The sequence below is a fragment of the Maribacter sp. Asnod2-G09 genome, from assembly GCF_045063795.1.
Classification (GTDB): domain Bacteria; phylum Bacteroidota; class Bacteroidia; order Flavobacteriales; family Flavobacteriaceae; genus Maribacter.
The window spans coordinates 1,535,864-1,557,925 of record NZ_JBEFOA010000005.1; the positions used below are offsets into that span (position 1 = coordinate 1,535,864).

Annotated in this window: 11 protein-coding genes; 7 read left to right on the forward strand and 4 right to left on the reverse strand. The window is 35.1% G+C overall.

Going from position 1 to position 22,062, the window contains the following annotated elements; genetic code table 11:
- Positions 1-3,252, reverse strand: a complete 3,252-nt coding sequence (locus ACJJVT_RS18680) for a VCBS repeat-containing protein (RefSeq protein ID WP_405400746.1) — start codon at positions 3,250-3,252, stop codon at positions 1-3.
- Entirely contained in the window at positions 3,242-6,598 is a 3,357-nt protein-coding gene (locus ACJJVT_RS18685) for a VCBS repeat-containing protein (RefSeq protein WP_405400748.1), read from the reverse strand. Before ACJJVT_RS18685 ends, ACJJVT_RS18680 begins: the two co-directional genes overlap by 11 nt.
- A gap of 276 nt (positions 6,599-6,874) precedes the next feature.
- Here ACJJVT_RS18685 and ACJJVT_RS18690 point away from each other — a divergent pair, with 276 nt between their 5' ends.
- On the forward strand, positions 6,875-8,461 hold the full coding sequence (locus ACJJVT_RS18690) for a solute:sodium symporter family transporter (RefSeq protein ID WP_405400750.1): 1,587 nt from the start codon (positions 6,875-6,877) through the stop codon (positions 8,459-8,461).
- 684 nt (positions 8,462-9,145) lie between these two features.
- Here the strand turns inward: ACJJVT_RS18690 and ACJJVT_RS18695 are convergent.
- Both ACJJVT_RS18695 and ACJJVT_RS18700 read right to left on the reverse strand, forming a co-directional pair.
- Complete coding sequence (locus ACJJVT_RS18695; protein WP_405400752.1) at positions 9,146-10,738, reverse strand: RagB/SusD family nutrient uptake outer membrane protein; 1,593 nt, start codon at positions 10,736-10,738, stop codon at positions 9,146-9,148.
- A gap of 18 nt (positions 10,739-10,756) precedes the next feature.
- Positions 10,757-13,822: a SusC/RagA family TonB-linked outer membrane protein gene (locus ACJJVT_RS18700; RefSeq protein WP_405400753.1), complete on the reverse strand. Its 3,066-nt coding sequence runs from the start codon at positions 13,820-13,822 to the stop codon at positions 10,757-10,759.
- Between the two features lie 322 nt (positions 13,823-14,144).
- Between ACJJVT_RS18700 and ACJJVT_RS18705 the strand changes: the two genes are divergently transcribed.
- From ACJJVT_RS18705 to ACJJVT_RS18730, 6 genes are read left to right on the forward strand one after another with little or no spacing between them, the layout of a single operon-like run.
- Positions 14,145-15,170: a LacI family DNA-binding transcriptional regulator gene (locus ACJJVT_RS18705; protein ID WP_405400754.1), complete on the forward strand. Its 1,026-nt coding sequence runs from the start codon at positions 14,145-14,147 to the stop codon at positions 15,168-15,170.
- A gap of 10 nt (positions 15,171-15,180) precedes the next feature.
- The gene (pgmB, locus tag ACJJVT_RS18710) at positions 15,181-15,849 is read left to right on the forward strand and encodes a beta-phosphoglucomutase (protein WP_405400756.1); all 669 of its coding nucleotides are present in this window, start codon (positions 15,181-15,183) and stop codon (positions 15,847-15,849) included.
- A gap of 57 nt (positions 15,850-15,906) precedes the next feature.
- Positions 15,907-18,210: a glycoside hydrolase family 65 protein gene (locus ACJJVT_RS18715; RefSeq protein WP_405400758.1), complete on the forward strand. Its 2,304-nt coding sequence runs from the start codon at positions 15,907-15,909 to the stop codon at positions 18,208-18,210.
- Between the two features lie 45 nt (positions 18,211-18,255).
- On the forward strand, positions 18,256-20,031 hold the full coding sequence (locus tag ACJJVT_RS18720) for an alpha-amylase family glycosyl hydrolase (protein ID WP_405400759.1): 1,776 nt from the start codon (positions 18,256-18,258) through the stop codon (positions 20,029-20,031).
- A gap of 3 nt (positions 20,032-20,034) precedes the next feature.
- Entirely contained in the window at positions 20,035-20,781 is a 747-nt protein-coding gene (locus ACJJVT_RS18725; protein ID WP_405400761.1) for a glycerophosphodiester phosphodiesterase, read from the forward strand.
- A complete protein-coding gene (locus tag ACJJVT_RS18730) occupies positions 20,781-22,061 on the forward strand; it encodes an NAD(P)/FAD-dependent oxidoreductase (protein ID WP_405400762.1) in 1,281 nt (426 codons plus the stop codon). Before ACJJVT_RS18725 ends, ACJJVT_RS18730 begins: the two co-directional genes overlap by 1 nt.
- Position 22,062: the final 1 nt, after the last annotated feature.

The window sequence follows — 22,062 nt, forward strand, 5'->3', positions numbered from 1 at the left end:
CTATGGTTTGAGAATGCTATACACTTCTGCTGCTTCATTATTAAAAGTAAGCAAAAGGTATGTGTTGTTGTTTGAGTTTATAATGTTCATGCTTCGAATCGATTTTCCTGTTAAATCGAGTCCTATTTCATTCGCTAAGGTAACATTGTTGCCAGTACTTATCAATGCCCCTGGAAAAGAATCAAAACGACCATGATATGGTTTTACGCCAAAATAATTTCCTGCAGCGAGTACTTCGGTTTTGTTATCACCATTAAAATCATATGCTAAAAATGCCATAATGGGTGCCAACTGTAATTGATAACTAAATGGCACAAAAGTGAACTTGCCATTATTGTTTTGTAGATAACCTGAACTTAGGGTATGTACTTCTTGAATTTCTGCGTTTGGTAACATTTCCTTGCCAAGAATTTCTTCCATCGATTTTCCTGCAAAAGCACTATAGGTATTGAATTTTTTTCGAAGAGAAACCAATTGGCTTGATAATTCTTTTAATCCGTCTATGGGGTAGTCTTTACCGTCTTTATAGGTGCTGACAATAGTTTCCGTTGCTCCGTTTTTATCAAGGTCACCGTAATACATTTTCATCGGATGCTTTTGTGAAGCTGTAAACTTGGTATTGATTCCCCAGTTGCCTAAAAGGTAGTCTTGGTCTCCGTCGCCATCAATGTCAAAACTAGTAACAGCTTGCCATAAGCCATTAATGTCTTCATTTTCTAATGGATTTGTTTCTTCAAATTCACCTTGGTTGTTTTGAAAAAATCTAGGTGACATCCATTCTCCAACAAATAATATATCTTCCCAACCATCATTATTGAAATCGGTAACAATAGCGTCTGTTATCATACCTAAGTTCTCAAACGGATTTGACGCTACATTAAAATTGCCATTCTCATTTTCTAAAATATAGCTGTTAGGTTTGTTTCCATAATCGGCACTGATAGATTGATTACAGATAATGATATCTAAATCATTATCATGATCATAATCTAGTTTTAGAAGGACAGATGCATTCTCAAATAACTCAGGAAATTCATTTTGAGTAAAAGTGCTATCACTTGCTATATAGTACGACTCAGTTAATGGCTTCATTTCATTAAAGAAGTCTGCCCCGCCTGTACCTACTATGATATCGTTTTTGCCGTCACTATTGAAATCACCTATTATAGAAGCGATGTCTTCTTTAATACTGTCTTTTTTAATTTCAGGGTAAATTTTTAACTGAAAAGTGGAATCCCCTTGTATGTAAATTTGCGACGGAATATATTTAGCTCCTCCAAAGAAAATATCTTCTTTTCCATCAGCATTTAAATCACCAATACTCACAGCAGGACCTCTATCTGACATTTGATAAGGAATAAGCTTTTGGCGTAAATAATCGCTGTAGGCATCTTCAATGTGTGTGTAGTTTATGCCTATATTGTTCGATGTTTTTTGAAATAGGTTCTGCTGTTTAGGGTGTAAAGAAGAATAGTCGAAAGGTTGTACTTTATCAGGACTAAGATAAAGTGTTTGGTTGACGGCGATATTTTTTACCAATTGATAACTTTTATCTGGCCATATAATTTTTAACGAATCAATATTTTTAAGTTCGTCGTAACCAAAATGTATAATGGGTTCAGAAGAGGCTTGAAATCCACGTACGGTATACATTTCTTTAAACTGTTGAATTCCGTTGGCATATGAAAATACCTTGGTGCCAATGCCGAATTTGTTTTTATCAGAAAAGTTCAGTTTAATTTTTAGCCAGTTTCGTTTGCTGTTAGTGGTGTTCTCTTGAATATTTGCCGGACTAAATAGATTGTTGGTTACTAAATCTAAATCGCCATCATTATCTAAATCACTATAGGCAGTAGCCCCAGAAATAATAGTATCTTGAGTTATCCAAGATTTAGATTCATCTATAAATTTAAGGTCTGCAGCTCCTTTAAAAATCATGTTGCCTATAAAACCAGAAGGCATCATTGTAAGAGCTTTATGGTCTACAAGATTAGTATTGTTGATCTTAGATTGCATATTATCATTTGAAATGTAATTGATGTAATCTAAGTCATTTGGACGTTTTGGTATGCCATTACTAATATATAAATCTTGTTCCCCATCTTGATCATAATCACCGAATAGCGCACTCCAGCTCCAATCTGTGGCTGCCACACCACTTTGTAAAGCTGTTTCTAAGAATTCACCATTTGGTTGGTTAACAAATAGCATATTTCTAGTATACTGATTGTGATAACCAAATTTTTCGGTTTTCATTTTTTGAATTTGAATATCATCATCGCCCTCAGATGATTTTAATACAATTTCGTCTTTAGCTAGCATGTCTAAAGAAATTAAATCTGGCAGCCCGTCATGGTTAATATCAGCAACATCGCTACCCATCGAAAATCTGGTGGTATGCCCAAATGCTTCTTTAAGACTTTCTTTAAAGGTACCGTCACCATTATTTAAATAGTAATAATCATCTTCGTGAAAGTCGTTGCCAATGTACAAATCAGGATATCCGTCTTGATCAAAATCAGAAACTGCAATTCCTAATCCGTATCCATTTACACCACCATAAATACCAGCCTCTTCACTAACATCTATAAATTTGCCACTGTCGTTCCGTAGTAGTTTATCGCCAGTTTCATATACCCTTTTGTAACGAATTTGTGCGTTACCATAAGAATCTTGTGTGTGTATGGCATGATTAAGAAGATACATATCTAAATCGCCATCTAAGTCGTAATCTAGAAAAGCAGCCGAAGAACTGTACGATTCAAAATCCAATCCATATTCAGCGGCACTTTCCTTAAAAGTGGTATCGCCTTGGTTTATAAAAAGCTCGTTATAACCATTAAAACCGTTTAACCCGACAACAGTACATACATAAATATCTAGAAGTCCGTCACCATTAACATCGCCCATTATGGTGCCTGTATTCCAAGAACTATTTCCTGCGACACCGGCTGTTTCGGTAATATCTTCAAACTGTAAATTACCTTTGTTTAGGTATAATTTATTCTTTACTTGATTGCCCGAAAAATAAATATCAGGTAGGCTATCGTTGTTAATGTCGCCTATAGCGACACCACCACCATTATAAAAATAGAGGTAATCTAAAATACTAAGGTCTTTAGATTCTGTAAGTGTATTTTCAAAAGTTATACCTGTCTCTTCTGTAGAATGTTTTACGAACAACTCACCAGAATTTTCGGTACAACCAATCAGTAATATCAATAAACATAGGTATAGTATGTTATTTTTCATGTAGTCGATACATTTTTGGAGTGTCGTTATTGATAGCTGCAATAATGAATTGATTGCCTTTTTTGTCTTTTACTATTTTTAATTGTTTTACCTCATTGCGAATATAGAAACCACTATCAGAATAATTTTGCCATTCAAAGTTCAATTTTCCATCGCCAAGAAGAACATTTCCGTAATTGGCATCTAGCCTAGAATATTGAGGTTTAAACTCGAAGTTATTCCCGGCCATAACCAAATCTAAGTTTCCATCTTTATTGACATCAAGACATTGAATACCACAAATACATGAAAATTGAACTTGAGGTGGTAATATTTTAATAGTAAAGTTGCCATTACCATCGTTTATCGCAATTATTGACTCAGAAATGTTAGACTGTTTTAGTATAGTATTGTCTATAACGTTCTTTGGAAATAGCTCTTGTATGGTTTTAGAAGCATATTCAGAAGCTTTAATATTTTTCTTCTTCAACGCAAGAATTTGGGTTGTTAATTCTTTCTTTTGGTGAAGAGGATAATCACCGCCATCGTAGTTTTGAGTAGTAATCTGTTCTATAGTACCATCATTATCAAAATCATTCACCCACATTTTCATGGGTTGCCCAGGTTTTGGTTTGTAATGGAGGTTGCTACCCATGTTGCCTAAAATTAGATCTTGGTCGCCATCATTGTCTAAGTCATACCCTTCAACAGCACCCCACCAACCACTAAGGCTGTCTAGAGAACTTTTTGAGTCGCTAAGCCTTCTGCCAGAGTTTTTGTAGATTTTTGGGCTACCCCAATCAGATACTGTTACTAAGTCATCTTTACCATCGCCATCAATGTCAATCCATTTAGCATCAGTTACCATACCCGCATCTTTTAAATCATAAGCAGCGCGTTCAGTAATATCAGTAAAAGTTCCGTCTCCGTTATTTGATATAAATAGGTGATCAGGATTTATGCCATAGGTGCCAACAACGCTTCTAGAGCCAACAAAAACATCAATATCACCATCTGCATCAAAATCTGAAGGAGCGATTACGGCAACATTTTTATTGATACTTGGTAGTTTGTTTGTGCTCAATGAGAAATTACCTTTGGCGTCGTTTAGGTAAAGTCGAATTCCGTAATTGCCTTGCATGCCTAATTCGTTACCGCCAGTACCGACCATAAGATCTAAATCGCCATCATTATCTGAATCAAAAAAGGATGCAGTGGTATCTTCTAATAGGGCTTCTGCCTCGAAATATTTTACAATAGGTTTAGAAAGTGATCCATTACCATTATGTAGATATAATGCACCAGCTTGGTTTTTTGCTCCGCCAATAAAAATATCATCATTGCCATCGCCATTTACGTCCCCAACCGCTAAACCAGGTCCTTCTTCTGCTAAGGACTTAGAAATTAATCCCTCATTATCAAAATCCATATAGCTATTCTCTTTATGGGTTAAAAAGGTATTATTCTCAATAGTTTCTAAAAGAGTAGGGGTTTCTGTTTTTTTGATTTTAAATATCTCTTTTGCCTCTTCTTGCTTAAATGTAATGGTTTGGTTCGCTTTTACATTTTTCAATTTCATTGTCGCGTCATTGGGCCATATAATGCGAATGGAGTCTAACATTTCTGTAGCGCCCAAACCGATAGTCATAGGGTATTCTACTGATGATTGAAAACCTCTAGAAGGCATCAGTGTTTGGTCGATAATATTATCTGGGTAGTATAGGCGCGCAACGGTCCCTATTCCAAATTTGTTACCATTGGCACCATCGAATTTTAACTTTATGTAGTTGTTTTTAGATTGCGATTCAGAATTGTTGCGGTACACAAAAGTCTCCATATTTACGTTATTGACCACAAGATCTAAATCACCATCATTATCTAGGTCACCATATGCAGAACCGTTTGAGCGACTCGGTATTTCAAATCCCCATTGTTTGTTGTAATTACTAAAGGTAATGTCGCCATTGTTACGATAGGCGTAGTTTGGTAGTGGCGTAACAGGCATTTTGTTGATGATAGAATCAATAGATTCTTTTCTGCCAGTCAAAGCCATTTTCTGAATAATGTCGTTAGCAAAGAAATCTATAAAATCTAAATCGGTAAGATCATGATTAATGCCATTGGTAATATAAATATCTTTTAGTCCATCATTATCCATGTCGAATAAGAGTCCAGACCAGCTCCAATCAGTAGCTTCAACACCGCTGTAATAGGCGACTTCAGAAAAAGAACCATTACCGTTGTTTAGTTGTAAGGTATTTTGAATATACTGTTGATGAAAATCTTTGCTCTGCTTTAGCTTGAAAATGTTGTAACCTTCAAATTCCATAACAGATTTTACACGTTGATCTGGTTCAGGTAGCATATCGGTAATGAAGATATCTGTAAGTCCGTCATTATTGATATCAGCCATATCTACACCCATAGCAGATAAACTCAAGTGATTTGTCCATTTTTGAACTTCTTCTCTAAAAGTGCCATCTTGGTTGTTGATGTATAAATAATCTCTTTCGTAAAAATCGTTAGAAACATATATGTCTGGGTACAGGTCATTGTTAATATCTACGACCATGACGCCAAGACCAAAACCGATAAGGCTACCGTAGATGCCTGCTTTTTCGCTAACATCGACAAATTTACCGTTATCGTTTCTTAGCAGCATATCCCCTACACCTCTAAATATTTTTGGTACACCTTCCCAATCTTGAGCCCTAACTTCGCGCTGTTCTGCATACCCAAGGCTGCTAACAGGAATATTACTATTGTTTAGAATGTAGGCATCTAAATCGCCGTCTTTGTCATAATCGAAGAAAGATGCGTGGGTAGAGAACCCTGTTTCTGCTAAATTATATTCATGGGCTTTTTCGGTGAAAGTACCGTCTCCGTTATTGATGTATAGGTCGTTGTCATGGTTGTTGCCTTCCATGTTACCGGCATTACTCACATAAATATCTAGAAATCCGTCATTATTGATGTCTGCCATCACAACACCTGTAGACCAAGGTTTATTTCCTGATATTCCAGCGGTTTCCGAAATATCTTCAAATTTCATATCACCTTTATTAAGAAAAAGTTTGTTAGGCTCCATGTTTCCGGTCAGAAAAACATCCGATAATCCATCATTATTAATATCTCCGATGGCAACACCACCACCGTTATAAAAGTTGCGGTATTTAAATATGTTGAATTCTTTTGAGTTGGCAACTTTATTTACAAATGAAATACCTGTTTCTTCGGGTTGTAAAAGGGTGAATAATGTTGGTTCTTTTTTTTCTTCTGATGTATTTGCATCTTCTTTAGATCCGCAAGAATATAAGAGAGAGAAAAATAAACCAAGACAGCTTAGTTTAAGCAAATTAGAGTTCATTCTTGAGTATGTTTAAAATAGCACTTTGAGTTATTTTGTAAGCTATTAAAGTTGAGTTAGTAACCTTTGTAATAGTTCGTTCAAAATTAATTTGCAATATAGCCAAATACCTACTATTTGTTAAGCTTATTTAGTAAAAGTCAGCGTTAAAATTTAAAGAAAACGTTATAGGATTGGTCGTTTAATATGAATAATGAGATTTTGCACCAAGTTTTTAGAAGTAATGGAAATAATCCAATATATTTAACCTTGACTTAACAACAAACAACTCAACCAATGATAGGAATTTTATCTTTTTTAGGCTTTACCATTTTGGTGGCCGTAATTGCATATTTCGCAACAAGATCAACAAACGAACAAACTTCTGACGGTTATTTTCTTGGAGGGCGTAGTTTAACAGCAGGAGTCATAGCGGGGTCATTGTTGTTAACCAACTTATCTACAGAGCAAATTGTTGGTCTGAACGGTAATGCTTATAGTGATGGAATTTTAGTAATGGCTTGGGAAACCTTGGCAGCTATTGCAATGGTAATTTGTGCTATTTACTTGTTGCCAAGATATTTAAAAGGAGGTATAAGTACCATACCAACATATTTAGAAAGAAGGTTTGACACTACTACCAAGGCAATGACATCTGGGTTGTTTTTAAGTGGGTATGCAATTGTTCTTTTGCCTATAGTTTTGTACTCTGGTTCTTTAGCTATTAGTGGAATGTTCGATTTACCTGCTAAATTGGGAATTTCTGAATGGGCATCAATATGGGTATGTGTTTGGAGTATAGGTATCATAGGTAGTATTTATGCCATATTCGGAGGCTTAAAAGCTGTTGCGGTTTCTGATACTATTAATGCTATAGGGTTGTTGATAGGTGGTTTGTTGATACCAATATTCGGATTATACGCTATTAGTGATGATAACAGTATTTTAGGAGGTTTGTCAAAACTTACGACCGAGCATCCAGAAAAGTTTAATGCAATAGGTTCAGAATCTTCAAGTATACCTTTTGCTACCATATTTACCGGTATGGTTTTAGTACAATTATTTTACTGGGGTACCAATCAGCAAATAATACAAAGGGCTCTAGCGGCAAAAAACTTGAAGGAAGGTCAGAAAGGGGTAATGCTTGCTGCCTGTTTTAAGATTTTAGGTCCATTAATTGTGGTTTTACCTGGTATTATAGCTTTTCATATGTTTGATGGTCAATTGGATAGAGCAGATCAGGCTTATCCTAAATTAGTGGCAGCTGTTTTGCCTGTTACTTTGGTTGGTTTTTTTGCTGCAGTACTTTTTGGAGCAATACTTAGTTCTTTCAATAGTGCTTTAAATAGTTGTGTTACCTTATTTGGTTTAGATATTTACAAGGAGTATGTAAATAAAGATGCTTCAGAAAGTAAAGTCGTTTCAGTCGGAAAACGCTTTGGTGTATTACTTGCATTATTTTCAATGGTTTTAGCTCCTTTTCTGTATTATGCATCAGATGGTCTTTTTGGTTATTTGCAACAGGTAAACGGTGCTTATAGTATTCCTATTTTATCGGTAATTGTAATAGGGTTCTTAACGAAAAGAGTACCGGCTATAGCAGCCAAGGTAGGGATAGTATTTGCCGTTGTAGTTTATGTTATTTATATATTTATGCAACGAGGTCTTGGGGTAGAATGGTTACCACATATGTTGCATGTACAAGCGATAACTTTTGTGCTGACAATAACTTTAATGTTGGTAATAGGTTATTTAAAACCTAGAGCTAGTGATTACATACAGGAATATACAAATGAGGTCGATATTACAAGTTGGAAGTATGTAAAGCCTGTAGGTTTAATTATTACACTAATTGTAATAAGCACTTATATTATTTTTAGATAAGATATCATAGTCTATAATAAATTGTAGCTTTTACTTTTAGGAGTTTTTCTAAATGAGTTTGGAAAATTCAAGCTATATAATTGTATAGAAAACGCAACATTCCTTTATGCAAAAGCAATAAAAGAATGTTGCGTTTTTTTATTTGCGCCCAATAAAATGTTCATTTTAAATTAGGAGTAATCTCTTAATTTTTTCGAATTTAATGACTTTAGAGCGATTTGAGAATTTGAAGAAGTTAGAGGTGTTTAAAATTTCTATAGCCTATTACTGATACGGTATCTGTAATACTTTTTTAAAATTATAGAATACGGCTAGTAATAAATGTTAAGAAGGATGCTATTAAGTCCTACAAAAGCTATTTTCCGTATTTGTAAGCCATGATTATGATAGTAATGCCTGTGGGTCAGCAATTATAGATTCGATATACCTAGTTTTTTTATTCTTAGATGAATTGAGTCGTATTCATTTTTTACACTGCCCAAACAAATCATTCTAGTCAAACGAGTGTTTAGTAGGTATTTTTTTGAGCTTGCATTGCTATTGAATGCATTAGCTCAAAATAATCCTTCATGATTTAGACGACGTATAATGCGTGCTGATTACTATTTTTATTAGATATTGAAAATAAAAAGGCCTCCAAAATGAATTGGAGGCCTTTCAACTTAAACTTTAAATTATATATGCTTAGTATCCTGGGTTTTGAACCAAATTAGGATTAGCTAATATATCTGCAAAAGGAATAGGAAATATTATAGATCTAACATCGGTAGCATCTTTAAGATTCCATGCTCTCAAATACTCGTCAAATCTTACCAAATCTTGTCTTCTAGTTAATTCGGCATACATTTCTCTACCACGTTCTGCTAAAAGGTCAGATTCAACTACAGAACCTAGTGCAGTTGCACCTCTTATAACTCTTAATGTATTAATCATGCCGGTAACGTCTTGCCCCATTCTGAACATAGCCTCAGCTCTCATTAGGTAGTCGTCAGCAAATCTATAACGTACAGTATGTGCTCTTTGATCTCCACCTTCTTCGTTAGGGTGGTATTTAATCATTCTTGTACCATCAGTTTCTAATACTGCGTTATCTGCAGGTGCAGTGTATTCAGCTTTTGTTACTTCTTTAGTGAATACTAAAGGAACACTACCAACATTGTCTCTTGCAGTTAATGGGGTACCATCTTGTTCATATTGTTGACCAATAAGAAAACCATATCCTATACCTAAGTTGTCTGCATTTGCAGTTTCCGCATCTGGAACCCATCCTCTTCTTTCTTCTTGACCATCACCAACATAATTAGTATCAGGATCACCTTCAAATAATTGATAGAATTCAGAAAGTGTAGCGAAACCGTTCCATCCTCCACCATCGTTAGATCCTGGAAAGTTTAAGTTGTAATGTAACGTATTCCATATTCTAGGACCAGTAGCTGCTGGTGACCACCAAATAGTTTCTACATCATTACTAGGTCTAAAAATATCAAAGAAATCTCCAGCTGCTGCTAAAGTATATCCATCAGCTTCAATCGCGTCAACAGCATCAATTACAACTTGCATATCTGCATTATCAGGAGAAGTCTCCAAATAAATATGCTTGTTTAAGTGTAGTTTAGCCATTAAATGGTTTGCAGCTGCTTTGGTTGGTGTCTGCTTTAATTCAATTCCGTTACCCGCAGTAACTTGTGGTAAATCTCTAATCGCGATATTAAGATCTGCAACAATACTATCAATTGCAACCTGACCTGTAAGTACAGAAGGTATTTCACTATTAGGTGCATTGACATTTCTGTAAGGTACTTGTCTCCACATATCTAAAATCCAGCTCATCGCCCAAGCTCTATAGAATCTTGCTTCAGCTTTCAATTCAGTAACATCACCACCGGCAGTAGAAACACTACCTGGATCAATTACACGTGTAGCATTAATTGTAATACTATTCAAAGCTTGCCAAGATAAACGTATATCTTGTAAGTCTGCATTCCATGAATGTTGGTGCATGGCTAACCATCTACCATTATCTCCCCAATCTGTACCCCTTGTAGCTACTACATATTCATCTGTAGTTACTTCATTTAAAGCATATAGACCATCTTGGTTACCTAAATTACCTCCAGCGATTATATTGGAAATATTTGCAACTTCACCTTGTACGTTTGCTACTCCTGCAAAACCTTCAGATATCAAAGAATCTGTAGGCTCAATCTCTAAGTCTGTACAAGAAAATGCCAGTGCTATTGGGAGTGCGAAACATAAATAATTTACTATTTTTTTCATAATCCTATTTTTTTATTTTTAAAATGTAACGTTAAATCCAACACTGAAAGTTACTGGTCTTGGATATGATAGGTAGTCTATCGAAGCAGATGGGAATCCATTAGATGGAATATCTGAAGTACTAACTTCAGGATCTAATCCACTGTAGCCTGTTAACAAAAATAGATTTTGACCTACCGCACTTAAACGCATAGTTTTAAATGTACCTTCACCACTTAATGGTACATTATACCCTATAGAAGCCGTTTGAAGTCTTACAAAATCGCCTTTTTCTAAAAAGAATGTACTTGGGTTAGTGGCTGATAATGAGATATTATCGTCCAAAACGCTACGTAAATTATTTCTACTTCCAATTTGTGGTGCTGCAAATAATGCATTTGCTGTATTGTTATACACATAAAAACCGAATTGCCCAGAAAAGAATAACGATGCATCCCAGTTTTTATAGCTCATACTAGTAGATAAACCAGAAACTATTTTTGGTAATGCAGACTTATCAAGAATAGTTGGATCCGTATCTACTTGGAAATTTTCGTCAACCAAACGTAACTCATAAGTATATAGAGGTTTTCCATCAGTTAATACTTGAGATGTTGTACCTGTTAAGCCTTGTCCGTATAAATTACCAGCTTGAATATTTGGGCCATCATAGTCGGTCAATTCATTTTGGTTGTAAGAAATATTGAAATTAGCATTCCAAACAAAGTCATCCGTTGCAACTAGATCATAATCAAGCCCTAATTCAACACCTTGGTTAACAATGGTTCCGTCAATATTTTGGAACACAAAAGGAGAAGTGGCCGGTTGTACTGCTGGTAAATTTAAAAGAATATCATTTGTTTCTTTTCTGTAAAGGTCTACAGTAGCAGTAAAACGATCATTATTGAAACCAAAATCAAAACCTAAACCGTATTGTGTGGTAGATTCCCATTTAAGATCTGGGTTGGCAAATGCTACTTCACTTGTAGCAGGTGCTGATAATTGAGAATTACTTCCAATACCTAAACCATCCCATCTTGTTCTGTTTAAGTATGCACCATAGCCAAGACCGTCTTGGTTACCTGTAATACCCCAACTTGCTCTTAATTTAAGAGTTGAAAAAGTCTCATCATTTATAAAATCTTCTTGATTAAGCTTCCAAGCGAAAGCTGCAGAAGGAAAAATTCCGTATTTATTGTTATCACCAAATTTAGAAGAGCCATCTGCTCTTACCGTACCAGTAAATAAATATTTGTCATGAAGAGTATAATTCAATCTACCAAAGAAAGATTGTAATTCATCTGTAAAATCAAAAGTGTCTACAGAGAATGCAGTGATAGGTATATTTGGTAAACTACCACTCGTAGTTGAGTTAATGTTTGGAGTCAATCCTAAAATTCGGAATTGATCACCGTTTCCAGGAAGATCATTGAAAGTACCAATACCGTAACCTTGATAATTACTTGCAAGGTTACGAGTGTCTTCATAAGCTTGTTCAGTAACCGAAATTATTTGATTCATATCAGTAGTACTATACCCTTGACCAACTAAATTTTGACCACTTCTATTAAAATCTTGAAATGAATAACCTACAAGTGCATCTAATTTAGAATTTTCAAATTCTTTGTTATAGTTAATGGTAAGTTCCATTAATTTACTATCCGTATCTAAGTTGCTTACAACTGCACGACCGTTTCCAATTACACCGTTTGTAAAACCAAGAATATTTGGGCTCACTACCTGCCCTCTTGTTGATTCAGACGTATCAAGTCCAAAATTAATTTTAGCAGAAAGTTCATCGGTAAAAGAATAATTTAAAGATACATTTCCAAGAAATCTGTCAGTATTTGAGTTATCGTCATAATACGTTAAAAGATTTGCAGGATTTCTATCTGGATCTGCTCCAATATTTGGATTAGCATTTAATGTAGGATTAGAATAATAAGTAGCAGCTAATAAATCTCCAGTACTTCCTGAAGTTCTACTAATAAAAGGTGCTCTATCATTAATTCTAGATACCGTTCCTTGAGCGTTCAATGTTAGCTTATTGTCAAAAAAACGTTGAGTTAGGTTTATTCTACCTGAAATACGTTCAAAATCAGTGTTTTCAATGATACCAAATTGTTTTGAGTAACCAAATGTAGCTCTAACATTACCTGATCCGTAGTTTTGAGAATAAGAAAGGTTGTTGTCAGTAGAAGCTGTTGTTCTAAAAAGATATTCTTGCCAGTCAGTTGAGCCACCAAGGTCAGCACCACCTCTTTCTACAAATTCATCAGAAGATAAAAGGTCATATTTATTTGCTACTGTTGCAATATTCAAAGTACTAGAGAAGCCCCATTGACCTGAAGTACCTCCACCTTTTCCAGATTTAGTTGTAATTACAACTACACCATTTGCACCTCTAGAACCGTAGATAGCCGTTGCAGAAGCATCTTTAAGGACACTCATGCTTTCGATGTCGTTAGGGTTTAAGAAGTTTAATGGGTTTTTTGCACCACTACTACCAGCACCTAAATCTCCACCTGAAGCAGAAACACTTTCGTTTGATACAGGTACACCGTCAATTACAAACAACGGGCTATTGTTTCCACGTACAGAACCAGCGCCTCTAATTCTCAATGTAATACCAGCACCTGGTTCGCCACTAGCTTGTGAAATTTGAACACCAGCAGTTTTACCTTGTATTAATTGTTCTGGAGATGAAATAATACCTCCGTTAAAATCTTCTGATGTAACAGAAGATACAGAACCGGTTGCATCTTTCACTGTGGTTGTTCCGTAACCGATAATTACAACTTCTTCCAACGCTTGCGCATCTTCTTCAAGAGTAACATTGATTGAAGTTCTACCGTTAATTGCTACTTCTTGAGTTTTGTAGCCGATATAACTAACAATAAGTACAGCACCTTCTTCAGCGGTCAATGTGTAATTACCGTCAAAATCAGTTTGCGTACCATTCGTTGTTCCTTTTTCAAGAACACTAGCTCCTGGTAAAGGTCCACTTGCATCTGAAACAGTTCCAGATACTTCTTGTGCCTGTATGGATCCAAAGCACAAAAATGCACCGAGAACTAACAGACTTTTTAGGAATGTAATCTTCATAAATTGTTAATTTAAGTTGAGTTAATTTAATTTCAATTGTTAAAAATATGTAAAAAGGTGTGTTAACAATGGATTAGGCAAGGTTAAAAAGTTACGAAAACGGTTTCGTGTTAATAACTTTTATTTTTTGCGAGTATAATGAATGATACAGGGTGATTTTATGATATTCTTAATTGATTAAGGGGTTAAATATGAATATGTGATAATAATGCAAATATATAAAAAATACTTTTTTCTATATATTTACGATTTGCCAGCCATTTTAGAACTTTAACTTTTAGAATAATTTAAGTTCTTATCTTAAAATTTAAAATCCTTTTTTTTGAAACCAAAAATCACATTAAAAGACATTGCTAGAGAACTTGATGTATCTATTTCTACGGTATCAAAAGCCTTAAAAAATAGTAAGGAGATTAGTAAAGACACGAAAGATAGAATTAAGGCATTTGCCAAATTTTATAATTACCGTCCTAATAATATAGCTCTTAGCCTTAAGAACAGAAGAACCAAAAACATTGGCGTAGTAATACCAGATATTGTACACCATTTTTTTACCACAGTATTTAGGGGTATAGAAAAGTATGCCAATAGTATGGGGTATAATGTAATTATTTGTATTTCTGATGAATCATTTGATAAAGAGGTCATTAATATGGAGATGTTGGCAAATGGTAGTATAGACGGTTTTATTCTTTCATTGAGTGCTGAAACGCAACGAAGAAACGACTATACTCATTTAAAGGAGTTGTTAGATCAAGGAATACCCATTGTGCTTTTTGATCGTGTTACCGAAGAAATTGCTTGTGATAAGGTGGTGTTGAACGATAAGGGGATATCAATAGAAGCTGTCGAGCATTTTGTTGGTGCCGGATCAAAAAAAATCGCTTTGATAACGACCGAGAATTTTTTTAACGTAAGTGAAAGTAGAAAGGAAGGTTATTTACAAGGTTTAAAGGAAAATAACATTCCAATAGATGAAAATTTAATATTGACCTTGCCCCATGGTTTGGACAATACAAATCTAATAACTGAGTTTTTTCAAAAAAATGAAATTGATGCTATACTGTGCGTTAACGAGATTTTTGCTGTTCAATGTATGAGCATAATTCAGCATTTAGGATATAATGTTCCAAATGATATATCCATAATTGGATTTACTGATGGTATTCTGTCAAAATACTCATCGCCAAAATTAACAACAGTAGCGCAACATGGTGAAAATATGGGAGAAAAAGCTGCGAAATTTTTAATAGATAGAATGGAATCTGTTGAAATGGAAGAAGCGCCTTTTATAACCGAGGTTATCAATGCAACCTTAATTAAACGTGGTTCTACAATCAATAAATAGAAGTAAGAAAATGGAAAAAGTAGGTTTTATATTTGACTTAGATGGTGTTATAATTGATACGGCTAAATATCATTATTTGGCATGGCGAAAGCTAGCCAATGAATTAGGGTTTGAATTTACCAAAGAGCAGAACGAACTCTTTAAAGGCGTAAGTAGAAAAAGATGTTTAGAAATTCTTTTAGATATTGGCAATATAACAGCTACACAAGATCAGTTTGATACCTGGATGGTGGAGAAAAATGTAGATTACCTTGCTTATATCGAAAAGATGGATTCAAGTGAGATTCTACCAGATGTAACTCGGGTGTTACAATATTTGAAGAATAAGAATATTCCGATTGCACTAGGCTCGGCAAGCAAAAATGCAAGACCTATTTTAGAGAAGGTTGATTTATTGCCATATTTCGATAGTATTGTCGATGGTAATAGCGTGACAAAAGCTAAGCCAGATCCTGAGGTGTTTTTGATTGCAGCTGATAATTTGGGCGTTGCAGCAAATTCATGTGTAGTTTTTGAAGATGCAGTTGCTGGTATACAAGCGGCTAATGCTGCCAGTATGGTAAGCATTGGTATTGGAGATGCTGAAATACTAAACGAAGCAAATTATAATTTTAACGACTTTACCGAAATGAGCGATGATTTTTTAGAATCATTAATCAACAAAGAACATAAAGAATAAATTAAGGTAGCTGTATTTTAATTTTATTTTTTCATATTTCAATTCAATATAAATTTTATGAATCAAGATTATATAAAACCAGATAATTGGTGCATCATAGAAGAAGGTTTCGATCAAGAAAACGTAAAGTCTTCTGAAAGTATATTTAGTATAGGTAACGGTGCCATGGGGCAACGTGCCAATTTTGAAGAAACCTATACAGGTGAAACTTTTCAAGGTAGTTATATTGCAGGAGTATATTATCCTGACAAAACTCGTGTGGGTTGGTGGAAAAACGGCTATCCAGAATATTTTGCAAAGGTTTTGAACGCTCCTAATTGGATCGGAATCAAAATTTATATTAATAAGGTAGAGTTCGATTTGGCAACGAGTAAGAAAGTGTCAAATTTTAGACGAGAATTGAATATGAAAGAGGGTGTTTACACTCGTAGCTTTCACGCAGTAACTGCTAATAATGTAGAAATAGAGGTTGTTGTAAAACGGTTTTTAAGTATAGATGTTGATGCTGTAGGGGCTATAGCTTATACGGTTAAGGTTTTAAATACTGATGCTACAATAGTGTTTGAGCCTTATTTAGATAGTGGTATTACAAATGAAGATAGTAACTGGGATGATAAATTCTGGAATACCACAAATGTAACTGCTGTTGATAATCGTGCTTTTGTAGAGGCACATACTATGAAAACAGAATTCAAGACCTGTACGTTTATGCAGGTTTCTTTTCAGTATGGTGGTGCTGAAGTAACAGGTGTTCCTTCGGAAAAGACAGATAATTTTGTGTCTTTAAAATTTGAGCAAGACGTAAAAGCCAATACGGCTGTTACCTTAACAAAATTTGGTGGATACACTGTTGCAAGAAATCATCCAAATGAAGAACTCAAACAAGTAGCCAATAATAGTTTAGATGAAGTAAGTGCTTTAGGATTTGACCAATTATTGCAAAAACAAAAAGATGCTTGGGCTGCTATTTGGGACATGAGCGATATTGTAATTGAAGGCGATGTAAAGGCGCAACAAGGTATTCGCTTTAATATTTTTCAATTAAACCAGACATATTTAGGTACGGATTCTAGGCTAAATATTGGTCCGAAGGGGTTTACCGGTGAAAAATACGGTGGTAGTACCTATTGGGATACCGAAGCATACTGTATTCCTTTCTATATGGCTACCAAAGATGATAAGGTTGCAAGAAAGTTATTGAAATATCGATACAACCATTTAGAAAAGGCCATTGAAAATGCGAAGAAATTAGGATTCTCTAATGGTGCGGCATTGTACCCAATGGTAACCATGAATGGTGAAGAATGCCATAACGAATGGGAAATAACCTTTGAAGAAATTCATAGAAACGGAGCGATTGCTTTTGCAATCCATAACTATTTTAGATATACGGGCGATTATAGCTACATACCTGAAATGGGATTAGAAGTGCTTATCGGTATTTCTAGATTCTGGCATCAACGTGTTAACTTATCTAAGGATAAAAATAAATATGTGATGCTTGGGGTTACAGGACCTAATGAGTATGAGAACAATGTAAATAATAACTGGTATACCAACTATTTAGCAAAATGGTGTATCAACTATACGCTAACTCAGCTAGACAAAGTTAAGAGCGGTTATTCAGATGATTATCATAGAATAATTGGTAAAACTCAGCTTACCGATAGAGAGTGCGAAAAATGGAAGAAAGTAGCCAGTAAAATGTATTTTCCATATTCGAAAGAGCATGGAGTATTTTTACAGCAAGATGGCTTTTTAGATAAAGATTTGGTAAGGGTAGATGATTTACCAAAAACAGAAAGACCTATTAATCAAAAATGGAGTTGGGACAGAATTTTAAGATCTCCGTATATAAAACAAGCAGATGTTCTACAGGGATTTTACTTTTTTGAGGAAGACTTCTCTACTGAAGATTTAGAAAAACATTTCGATTTCTATGAGCCTTTTACCGTTCATGAATCTTCTTTGTCGCCATGTGTACATAGTATTCAGGCAGCGAAATTGGGTAGAATGGAACAGGCGTATAATTTCTATTTAAGAACATCTAGATTAGATTTAGATGATTATAATAAAGAGGTAGAAGAAGGTTTACACATTACGTCTATGGCTGGTACTTGGATGAGTATTGTGGAAGGATTTGGAGGTATGCGTGTTATAAATGATAAATTATCATTTAAGCCTCAAATACCGAATCAGTGGAGTGCATATTCATTTAAGGTTAATTTTAGAAATAGAATTATTAAAGTAAATGTAAGTGCTAAAGAGACTACTTTTCATCTGACAGGAACTGAAGAGGTGACCATTCGTGTAAATGGAAAGAAAGTAGCTTTATTTCCAGATGAATTGACTACTGTGTAATAAGTCTTTAGTTTAGTACTTTAAAGTTTAAAATTGAACTGCCCCATGAATAATAAGATTGTAATTTATCATGTATTTACCAGACTTTTTGGTAACACGAATACCAATAACAAACCATGGGGCACTATAGAAGAAAATGGAGTAGGGAAGTTTGCTGATTTTAATAAAAAAGCGCTTACAGAAATTAAAGATTTAGGTGTTACCCATATTTGGTATACCGGTATTCCTCATCACGCTGTAATCAATGACTATACCGAAATTGGTATTTCTAATGATGATCCAGATGTGGTAAAGGGTAGAGCAGGATCGCCTTATGCGGTTAAAGATTATTACAATGTTAACCCTGATTTGGCAAAAGACCCTTCAAAAAGGTTAAAAGAGTTCAAATCACTTATTGATCGTACGCATAAAGCGGGTATGAAGGTGATTATTGATATTGTGCCGAATCATGTAGCGAGAAAGTATGAAGGAAAGACGAACCCTAAAGGGGTTTCTGATTTCGGATTTGGAGATGATACATCGGTAGAATATGAAAAGGACAATAATTTTTATTACATCCCGGGAACGGAATTTAAAACTCCACAATGGCGAGATGGTTATGTTCCATTAGGTGGCGACGTTCCAGATTTTTCATGTGCTAAATTAGAGGAGATTCCTGCGAAATGGACAGGTAATGGTTCTCGTAGTCCACAACCAGATATGAACGATTGGTATGAGACCGTTCGTATAAATTACGGTGTTAGACCAGATGGCAAATTAGATTTTGATATGCTGCCGAATGATTTTGGGGAGAAAGATTATGAAGAGCATTTTAATTACTGGGTAAAAAGAGTTGTGCCTAGTTCTTGGCGCAAGTTTAGAGATGTTACCTTGTATTGGCTATCAATAGGTGTTGATGGTTTTAGATATGATATGGCAGAAATGGTTCCGGTAGAGTTTTGGAGTTTTATGAATTCATCCATAAAAATGAAAAACCCTGATGCTTTTATAATGGCAGAGGTGTATAATCCAGATTTATATAGAACCTATATCCATAAAGGAAAAATGGATTATTTATATGACAAGGTCGATTTTTATGACGGTCTTAAGCATATAATGAAGGGTTACGGTTGGTCTGATCATTTGCCAGTAGTGCAAAATGGTTTGCATGATATAGAGCATAACATGCTTCACTTTTTAGAAAATCATGACGAGCAGCGAATTGCTAGTCCAGAATTTGTGGGCAATGCTGAAATAGGTAGACCTGCAATGGTCGTTTCTGCAACAATAAGTACATCGCCAACGATGATTTATTTCGGGCAAGAAGTTGGTGAGCCAGCTGCTGAACATGCAGGTTTTGGTAGTCCGTCAAGAACGTCCATATTTGATTACATAGGTGTTCCTCATCACCAGCGATGGGTAAATAATAAAAAATTCGATGGTGGTCAATCTACCCCAGAAGAAGCTTCATTAAGAGACTTCTATAAGCGACTGTTGAATTTTACTGTTGGTAGTGAAGCATTAATGGGTGCTTATCGCGAGATTCATTTTTACAATAAAGAAATTACTGAAAATTACAACCACCGGGTGTTATCATATGTTCGTTGGTCAGAGTATCAAAAACTGATAGTTGTTTCAAATTTTGATGTCAATGATCATTTTTCGTTCGATTTAAAATTACCGGTTGATTTAATGAATACATGGCAATTAAAAGAAGGAAATTATCAATTACTTGATGCACTTTATGGTCATGAGAATTCATTACGAGTAGAAAATGGAGAAGGTCATGTCGCAATCAACTTAAATCCTTTAGAATCCTTTATTTTTGAATTAAAATCTTAAGATATGCTCAAAAGAATTGCCTTAGCTTTTATTTGTATCACTTTAGCATCTTGTAATATGAAAGAAGAACCGTTAGTAATTGGTCATAGAGGTGCTATGGGGCACGAAACTGAAAATACCTTGCCGTCTATTCAAAAAGCAATGGATTTAGGTGTTGATATGATAGAAATCGATGTTTTTAAAATTAAAAGTGGGGAGATTGTTGTTTTTCATGATGATAAGCTTGATCGATTAACAAATGCACCAGGTAGTATTGAAGATTATTATATTGTTGATCTAATGCAGGTAGTCGTTGAGGGCGGACATAAAATACCAATGCTTCAAGATGTCTTAAAGTTAATTGATAATAAAGTAGCCTTGAACATAGAGCTTAAAGGTGCGGGTACTGCAGATAAGGTTAACCATATCATGAATTACTATATCGAACAAAGAAACTGGTCACCAGAAAACTTTATAATCTCAAGTTTTAATTGGGACGAACTGAAGGAAATGCGTATACATAATCCGAATGTTGCTATCGCAGTTTTGACCGAAGAAAACCCTGTAGATGCAATACCTGTGGCTAAAGAATTGAACGCAGTAGCTATTAATCCGTATTTCAAAAATCTAGATTTAGAAAAGGCAAATGAGATTAGAGATGCCGGATTTAAAATATATACTTGGACGGTTAATGAACCTGCAGATATTGAAGCTATGAAGCGTATATCGGTAGATGGTATTATTACAAACTTTCCTGAACGGGTAAAATAATGTACGAGGTTTTAGTAATTGGTGGTGGTGCAGCAGGTTTCTATGCGGCAATACATATCGCAGAAAAAAGACCAAATACTAAAATAGCTATTTTAGAACGTGGTAAAGATGTGCTGACCAAGGTGAAAATTTCTGGTGGTGGTCGTTGTAATGTTACCCATGCAGAATTTAATCCGGCAGATTTAAGCAAGAACTATCCAAGAGGAGAAAAAGAACTTTTAGGTCCTTTTCATACCTATGCCAGCGGCGATACCGTCGGTTTTTTCGAAGAACGTGGTGTTGCTTTAAAAATCGAGGAAGATGGTAGAATGTTTCCGGTCAGTAATTCATCACAGACCATTATAGACTGTTTTATTTCTGAGGCAGATAGATTAGGGATTCAAGTAAAAACACTTTGTTCTGTCATCGGAATAGAGCAAACTGAGGAAGAAGGAGCTAAGATTTGGAAGGTTGCCGTTGGCGAGAGTTTTATGTACTGCAAAAAGCTCATTTTGGCAACAGGAAGCAATCCTAAAATTTGGAAATATATTGAAGCGTTAGGGCATACCATTATTCCTCCTGTACCGTCATTGTTCACTTTTAATATCAAAGATGAGCGTATATCAAATATACCCGGTGTGGCTACACATGCTGAGGTCAACGTAATACCAAAAAAGAATTTTGGTAAAAAGACAGGAAAAACAAAATTAGATACATCTGGTTTAAGCTCAGACGGACCATTATTGGTTACCCATTGGGGAATGAGCGGACCGGCAATTTTAAAGCTATCTGCATGGGGAGCGAGAATTTTAGAGCAGTATAATTATCAATTTAAAATTCAGGTGAATTGGGTTCCCGAATATCACCAGAACGGATTATTGGAATTACTTTTAAAGGTAAAGCAGGTAGAAAAGAAAACTATTTTAAGAACCAAGGTGCTAGATATCCCCAAACGTTTATGGGCAAACTTGGTGAAAGCAGCTGGTATTGATGATACCACCACATGGCCAGAAGTGTCAAAGCAGCAATTAACTTCATTAGCAGAACAACTGACTGCGGGTGTTTTTCAAGTTAACGGTAAAAGTACTTTTAAAGAAGAATTTGTAACCGCTGGTGGTTTAGATTTAAAGGAAATCAATTTTAAAACCTACGAAAGTAAAATGCTGCCAAGTCTTTATTTTGCTGGGGAAATTATAAATATAGATGCCATTACAGGCGGATTCAATTTTCAAAATGCCTGGACAGGTGGTTACATTGCAGCGAACGGAGTGGTAGAAAGTTTGAATGCAGATCAATCATAAA

Bases quoted from the DNA above. Each gene is read 5' to 3' on its own strand.
- ACJJVT_RS18690 (WP_405400750.1), top strand. From the start codon at position 6,875: ATGATAGGAATTTTATCTTTTTTAGGCTTTACCATTTTGGTGGCCGTA.
- ACJJVT_RS18700 (WP_405400753.1), bottom strand. From the start codon at position 13,822: ATGAAGATTACATTCCTAAAAAGTCTGTTAGTTCTCGGTGCATTTTTG.
- ACJJVT_RS18695 (WP_405400752.1), bottom strand. From the start codon at position 10,738: ATGAAAAAAATAGTAAATTATTTATGTTTCGCACTCCCAATAGCACTG.
- ACJJVT_RS18685 (WP_405400748.1), bottom strand. From the start codon at position 6,598: ATGAACTCTAATTTGCTTAAACTAAGCTGTCTTGGTTTATTTTTCTCT.
- ACJJVT_RS18730 (WP_405400762.1), top strand. From the start codon at position 20,781: ATGTACGAGGTTTTAGTAATTGGTGGTGGTGCAGCAGGTTTCTATGCG.
- ACJJVT_RS18720 (WP_405400759.1), top strand. From the start codon at position 18,256: ATGAATAATAAGATTGTAATTTATCATGTATTTACCAGACTTTTTGGT.
- ACJJVT_RS18725 (WP_405400761.1), top strand. From the start codon at position 20,035: ATGCTCAAAAGAATTGCCTTAGCTTTTATTTGTATCACTTTAGCATCT.
- ACJJVT_RS18715 (WP_405400758.1), top strand. From the start codon at position 15,907: ATGAATCAAGATTATATAAAACCAGATAATTGGTGCATCATAGAAGAA.
- pgmB (WP_405400756.1), top strand. From the start codon at position 15,181: ATGGAAAAAGTAGGTTTTATATTTGACTTAGATGGTGTTATAATTGAT.
- ACJJVT_RS18680 (WP_405400746.1), bottom strand. From the start codon at position 3,252: ATGAAAAATAACATACTATACCTATGTTTATTGATATTACTGATTGGT.